At 72.3% G+C, this 7,231-nt stretch carries 4 protein-coding genes; all 4 read left to right on the forward strand.

Annotation, left to right across the window (positions count from 1 at the left end; genetic code table 11):
• Window positions 1-1,417, forward strand: a 1,417-nt coding sequence (locus tag ACFTZL_RS37775) for a polysaccharide biosynthesis protein (RefSeq protein ID WP_382592810.1), incomplete at its 5' end; no start/stop codon positions are given.
• Between the two features lie 3 nt (window positions 1,418-1,420).
• A complete protein-coding gene (gene asnB, locus ACFTZL_RS37780; protein WP_382592813.1) occupies window positions 1,421-3,355 on the forward strand; it encodes an asparagine synthase (glutamine-hydrolyzing) in 1,935 nt (644 codons plus the stop codon).
• A gap of 19 nt (window positions 3,356-3,374) precedes the next feature.
• Window positions 3,375-5,546 carry a bi-domain-containing oxidoreductase gene (locus tag ACFTZL_RS37785; protein ID WP_382592816.1) on the forward strand — a complete coding sequence of 724 codons (2,172 nt, stop codon included), beginning with the start codon at window positions 3,375-3,377 and terminating at the stop codon, window positions 5,544-5,546.
• The coding region (locus tag ACFTZL_RS37790) for an alginate lyase family protein (RefSeq protein ID WP_382592819.1) at window positions 5,543-7,231 on the forward strand (1,689 nt) is incomplete at its 3' end. The genes ACFTZL_RS37785 and ACFTZL_RS37790, both read left to right, overlap by 4 nt.

Raw genomic sequence — 7,231 nt, forward strand, 5'->3', positions numbered from 1 at the left:
GGGTGTGGGGGGGCGGTTCGTGGGGGGGGGGGTGGGGGTCCTGCTGCCGCCACCGCCGACCGCGGTGACCAAGGTGCTGGTCGCGCATCAGGAGGATCAGCCGAACGACCCCGGAACGCTGATCCGCACCGATGTCGAGCTGCTGCGGACCACACGGATCGCCAGCCAGGCCCTGCGGTCCCTCGGGTCCCCGGAGAAACCGGAGGACTTCATGCAGGACTACGCGGGTACCGGCCTGACCAACAACCTGCTGCAGATCGATGCGACAGGTGACAGCGACGCGGAAGCGGTGGCCCGCGCCAAGGCGCTGGCCGACGCGTTCGTCGCGGACCACGTGAGGCGGATAAAGGAAGCCGCGAACTCCGAGGCCAAGACGCTGCTCGACCAGCGTGACCGCATGCGGGACGAACTCGCCCAGGTCAACAAGGCGATCGGAGACGGACCGCCGGAGAGCGACCCGAAGGCGTCGGCGGACATGGAGTCGCTCTTCGCCCGCCGGGCCGAACTCACCTCGCGGATCACCGACTTCGGCCAGCGCGCCGCGGAGGCGCGCATCGGCACGCCCCAGCTCATCGCCGGCACACAGATCGTGGACGCCCCGCACGCGGTGCGGCACTCCCTGCCCAGGACCGCTGCCACCGACGCCGCGATCGGACTCGTCCTCGGGCTCGTCCTCGGGCTCGCGGTGGCCGCGGTCGGCACGGTGGTGGCGGACCGTCCCGTGCTGCGCCGGGACATCGCGGCGAACCTCGGCGCCTCGGTCATCGCGGAGCTGCCCCGCCGGTCGGGCAGGCTGTGGCAGCGCCGACGGACCCGGGCGACACGCGAACGGCTCACCACGACCCTGGCCCGCACCGTGCGCGGCTCCGCGGAACCGCTGTCGCTGCTGGAACTGGGGTGTGCGCGCAGCACGAGCGTGATCGCCCTGGACCTCGCCGGGGCACTGGCGGCGGAGGGGCCGGTGGTCGTCGTCGACGGTCTGCCCGGCCCGCAGCTCGCCAAGCGCCGCCCGAAGCCAGGAGACCCGACCGTGGTGAGCGGCGAGCGTGCCGCGGCCGTGTCGCAACAGGAGCTCCGGCTCGGCGTCGGCTCGGTGGCGCCCGGCACGGCGTGGACCGACCTCCAGTACCTCGGCACACAGACCGTGCTCGTGGTGCGGGCCGGGCACGGCAGCGCCGCATGGCTGCACACCGTGGCGCGACAGCTCGCGGACCAGCACATTCCGGTGATCGGCGTGGTGCTGATCGACCCCGATCCGCGGGACCGGACCGACGGCACCCTGTGGGACGGGCCGCACACCGCGCTGCGCGGCCGGAGCGAGCGGCCGGCCCTGCAGAACGGGACTGGCCGGCGGCAGACGGAGCGGCTGCCGATGTGGGCGGCACGGGTCCCGGACAGCGACCAGGAGGCACGGTAGGACATGTGTGGCATCGCAGGCACTTACCGATGGCCGGACGGGAAGGTCGTGACCGACCGGCTCACCGACACCCTGGCCCATCGCGGCCCGGACGGGGCGGGCCGGTACAGCCACGCCGCCGGTGACGGCGAAGTGCACCTCGGGCACCGCCGGCTGGCCATCATCGACCTGTCGGAGACCGGCGCCCAGCCGATGGTCTCGGGCGGCCTCGTCCTGACGTACAACGGCGAGCTGTACAACGCGCCCGAGCTGCGCGCCGAACTGGCAGCCGCCGGGGTGCGCTTCCGCGGTACCTCCGACACCGAGGTGCTGCTGGAGGCCTGGCGGCGCTGGGGCACGGACTGCCTGCCCCGGCTGCGCGGCATGTTCGCGTTCGGGATCTTCGACGAGCGAACGGGTGAACTGGTGCTCGCCCGCGACCAGTTGGGCATCAAGCCGCTGTTCCTGCTCCAGCGCGGCGAAGGCCTGGTGTTCGCCTCCGAGCTCAAGGCGCTCGCCGCCGCCACCGGCGGGACGCTGGAGGTGGACCATGCGGCGCTGGTGGCCTCGCTCCTTTACTACTGGGTGCCGGACTCACGGTGCGCGTTCCGCGAAGCCGAGAAGCTGCCGCCGGGGAGCTGGCTCAGGTGCCGGCCCGACGGCCGGGTGGAGCGCGGCCGGTACTGGCATCTGAAGGACGTCGCCGCCGAGGGACGGGAGCGGGCCCGGGCCGGCGAGCAGCCGGACCTGGCTGCCGTCGTCGAGGAGTCGACCCGGCGGCACATGCTCTCCGACGTACCCGTGGCGACCTTCCTCTCCGGCGGCCTCGACTCCAGCTATCTGACCGCCCTGGCGGCCCGTCACCAACCCGGGATCTCCGCCTACACGATCGGATTCCGCGCCGAGGACGCCAAGTTCGAGGCGATGCCGGACGACCTGCGCTACGCCCGGAAGGTGGCCGAGCGGTTCGGCGTCGACCTGCGGGAGATCGAGATCGCTCCGAACGTGCTCGACCTGCTGCCGCAGATGACGTACAGCCTGGACGAGCCGATCGGCGACCCCGCAGCGATCAACACGTTCCTGATCTGTGAGGCCGCCCGGGAGGCCGGGGTCAAGGTGATGCTCTCGGGGATGGGCGCCGACGAGCTGTTCGCCGGGTACCGCAAGCACCTGGCCAACCTGCTCGCCCTGCGCTACCAGCGCATACCGCGGCCCCTGCGGCACGGCCTGTCCAGGGCCGTGGACAGGCTGCCGGTCGCCTCGGCCCGCCGGGGGTACCGGTCGGTGCGCTTCGCGAAGCGGTTCCTCTCCTTCGCCGATCTGCCGGAGGAGACCGCGTTCCGGCGCAGCTACACCATGTACGACCAGGACGAGCTGCTGGCCCTGGTCGATCCGGACCTGGCCGGGACGGTCGAGGACGTGCTGACCGAGCACGCGGACATCTACGAGGACAACGACCTCGACGACTTCGTCAACCGCATGTGCCTGGGCGACGCCCGGATGTTCCTGCCGGGTCTGAACCTCACGTACACGGACCGCTCCAGCATGGCCGCGTCGACCGAGGTGCGCGTGCCGTACGTGGACGTCGAGGTGGTCAGGGCGGCGTTCGCGGTGCCCGGCGATCGCAAGATCGTCGGACGGCAGGGCAAGGCCGTCCTCAAGGAGGCGGCCACCTCGATCCTGCCCAAGGAGATCGTGTACCGGCCCAAGGGCCTGTTCAGCGCCCCGCTGCGCGCGTGGATGAGCCGGGATCTGGCACCGCTGGTGCGCGAGGTGGTGAACGACGGCGTGCTCGTCAACTCCGGGCTCCTGCGCCGCGACGCCCTGGCGCGCATGGTCGCCGAGGACGCCGCCGGGCAGCGGGACTTCTCCAAGCATCTGTGGCATGTGCTGACCCTCGAGTACTGGTATCGCGACGCGACCTCTGGGTCCGGTCAGAGCACTCGGTTAACGGCTTAGGAATCTCAGAGGAGTTCGGGTGAAGCAGGTTGTACAGAACTACAAGAGCGGCGAGCTGGCGGTGCTCGACGTGCCGGTGCCGGGGTGCAAGCCGGGCGGTGTGCTGGTCCGCACCGCCTACTCGCTGATCTCCACCGGGACCGAGCTCATGAAGGTGTCCGAGGCCGGCATGTCGATGCTCGGCAAAGCCCGTTCCCGGCCGGACCAGGTGGCCAAGGTGATGCAGAGCGTGGCCACCAACGGGGTGCCCGCCACCTACCGCAAGGTGATGGGCAAGCTGGACTCCTACACGCCGCTCGGCTACTCGCTGTGCGGGGTGGTCGAGCAGGTCGGCGCCGGGATCGACGACGTGAAGGTCGGCGACCTCGTGGCCTGCGCCGGCAACGAGCACGCGTTGCACGCCGAGCTGAACTGGGTGCCGAGGAACCTCTACGCCCCGGTGCCGGACGGCCTGGCTCCGCGGCACGCGGCCTTCGGCACGGTCGGGTCGATCGCGATGCAGGGCGTCCGCCAAGGCGAGTCGCAGCTCGGCGAGGTGGCGCTGGTCATCGGCCTCGGGCTGATCGGGCAGTTGGTGGTGCAGCTCCTCGCCGCCTCGGGGGTGCGCGTCGTCGGGGTCGACCCCGACCCGGTGCGCTGCGAGCTCGCCGAGCGTCTTGGCGCCGCCGCTTGCGGCGACCCCGAGTCGGCGGCCGTGGAAGCCGCCGTCGCCGAACTCACCGACGGTCACGGCGTGGACCAGGTGTATCTGGCCGCCGGCGGCGGCAGCAACCAGCCCGTCGAGCTGGCCGCCCGGCTCTGCCGGGACCGCGGCCGGGTCGTCGACATCGGCAAGTGCCGCCTGGACCTGCCGTGGAACGCGTACTACGAGAAGGAGCTCGACGTCCGGTTCTCCCGCTCGTACGGTCCCGGCCGCTACGACCCGGAGTACGAGCTGGAGGGCCGGGACTACCCGATCGGCTACGTGCGCTGGACCGAGCGCCGCAACCTGGCCTGCTTCCTCGATCTCGTCGCCCGGGGCAGCGTCGACGTGGAGCCCCTGGTCTCCCACATCGCCGACTTCGACGACGCCGTCGAGACGTACCAGCGCCTGAAGGACGGCGACCTGAAGGCCGTGGCCGTGCTGTTCCGGTACCCGGAACAGGGGGCGGAGGCGGAGGCTCCGGCGGTGGCCGTGCCCCCGGTGAATGTGAAGCCGCGTCCGGCCCGGGCCGCCAGGACGCCGGTGCGCCTCGCGTTCGTCGGCGCGGGAAACTACGCGACGTCGATGCTGCTGCCGCACCTGGCACAGCGCGACGGCGTCGAGTTGTCCACGGTCGTCACGACGACGGCGCTGTCCGCGGCCAACGCGCAGCGGAAGTTCGGCTTCGCCGAGGCGACCACCGATCTCGACGCCGTGCTCGGCGACAAGTCCATCGACGCGGTGTTCGTCGTCACCCGGCACAGCTCGCACGCCGAACTGACCCGGAAGGCGCTGCTGGCGGGCAAGGCCGTGTTCGTGGAGAAGCCGCTGGCACTCACGGAGGACGAGTTGGCCGGTGTGCTCGCGGCGGTGGAGGAGTCGGGCAACGACCGGTTGCAGGTGGGCTTCAACCGCCGGTTCGCGCCGCTGCTGCGGGAGGCCAGGAAGCGGTTCGGCGACCGGACCGGTCCGGCGAGCCTCCGCTACCTGGTGAACGCGGGCCAACTCGGGCACGGCAGCTGGTACCTCCGGCAGGGCACCGAGGGCTCGCGGTTCGCCGGCGAGGGCGGGCACTTCATCGACACGGCGAGCTGGCTGCTCGAGGCCGAACCGGTCTCGGTGTACGCGGTCGCCACGTCCGGCAACGAGGACCTCCAGGTCGTGCTGCGCTACCCGGACGGGTCCACCGCCACCATCAGCTACGTCACCACCGGTGCGCCCGGCTTCCCCAAGGAGACGCTGGACCTCGTCGCGGACGGCAAGGTGCTGCGGCTCGACGACTTCGTCCGTGCCTCGGTCTACGGCCGCAAGCGGTGGGTCAGTTCGCGGCTGCCCCAGGCCCGCGACAAGGGACAGAACGCCGAGCTGGCCGCGTTCATCAAGGCCGTGCGGACCGGCGGGCCGATGCCGGTGCCGCTGGAGTCGCTGGTCGCCACCACGTCGGCCACCCTCGCCGTGGGGGCCGGCCTGGCCGGCGGCGCGCCGGTGACGTTGGCGAGGACGCGATGACCATGAGCGCGGGCTGGTACCTACGGCGGCTGTCCCGGATGGGACCGCGGGAGGTCGGCGGCCGGGCGGGCGACGCGGTGCGCAGGCGGCTGTGGCGGTCGGCGCGGCCGGACTGCCCGAGCGTGACCGGCGCCCGGTTCACCGCGGTGCTGCCCGCCGGGACGATCGCCGCGGTGCCACCGGATGCCGCGAAACGTCTCATCGCCGAGGCGGATCGGCTGATGGCCGGGCACGCCGAGTACTTCGGGGTGGACCGCGACGACCTGGCCGACCCGGACTGGTGGTACGACCCGAAGACCGGGCGCCGGGCGCCGTCGGGCTACGCCTTCGATGTGCCGTACCGCGACGAGGACGCGGTCGGGGACATCAAGCAGATCTGGGAGCCGTCCCGGCATCAGTACCTCACCGTGCTCGCCGCCGCCTACGCGATCACCGGGGACGAGCGGTACGCCGAGCGAGTGGCCGCGCACCTGCGGTCGTGGTGGGAGGCCAACCCACCGCTGCGCGGCGTGCACTGGATCAGCGGCATCGAGCTGGGGATCCGGCTGCTGTCGTGGGTGTGGATCCGCCGGCTGCTCGACGGCTGGCCGGGCGCGGCCGGGCTGTTCGAGGACAACCCGGTGGCGCTGAACCAGATCTGGCACCACCAGCGCTGGCTGGCCGCTTTCCCCAGCCGGGGGTCCTCGGCGAACAACCACGTCATCGCCGAGACCGCCGGGCAGTTCGCGGCGGCCTGCGCGTTCGGGTGGTTCCCCGAATCGGCGCGCTGGCGGGCCGACGCGCTGCGGTCGCTCGATCGGCACCTACGCGGCAACACCTTCCTCTCCGGCCTCAACCGCGAGCTGGCCACCGAGTATCACGGACTGGTGCTGGAGCTCGGCCTGGCCGCGGTGGCCGAGGCGGATGCCGCCGGCCTGCCGGTCCCCGGGACGATCCGGCTGGTGCTGCTGCGGATGACCGACGCGCTCGCGGCCGTCGTGGACAACCGGCTACGGCCGCCGCGCCAGGGGGACGCGGACGACGGGCACGGTCTGATCGTGGACGGAGCGGGCACCGACCGCTGGGCCTCGCTGCTGGCCACCGGGGACGCCGTGTTCGGCCGGCTCGCCTGGTGGCCGGCGGTGACCGGCACCGATGTGCGCACCCCGCTCCTCGCCGCGCTCATCAGGCCGTACACGGCGAAGGGAACCGCACGCCCGGCGAGCCGGCCGGCCCATTTCGCCGATGCGGGCATGACCATCCTGCGCGGTCCGGAAGGGACGGGAGAGATCTGGTGCCGCTGCGACGGTGGTCCGCACGGGTTCCTGTCCATCGCCGCGCATGCCCACGCGGACGCGCTGTCCGTGGAGGTCCGGCACGACGGGGTCGACGTGCTCGCCGACCCGGGGACGTACTGCTACCACGGGCAGCCCGAGTGGCGGCGGTACTTCCGGTCGACCCTCGGACACAACACCCTCCAGTTGGACGGCGGTGACCAGTCCGTCTCCGGCGGCCCGTTCCTGTGGACCCGGCAGGCCCGCAGCCGCGTCCTGGTCGCGGACACAGCCGACGAGGGCGTGGCCCGCTGGAGCGCCGAGCACGACGGCTATCAGCACGCTGTGCACCGCCGCCTGGTGGAGCTGACGGCCGCGAGCCGGGAGCTGCGGGTGGTCGACGAGGTCCGGGGCGATCGCCGGGCCGTGCGC

This window comes from Streptomyces sp. NPDC056948, assembly GCF_042674225.1.
In the GTDB taxonomy this organism is placed as follows: Bacteria; Actinomycetota; Actinomycetes; order Streptomycetales; family Streptomycetaceae; genus Streptomyces; species Streptomyces purpurascens.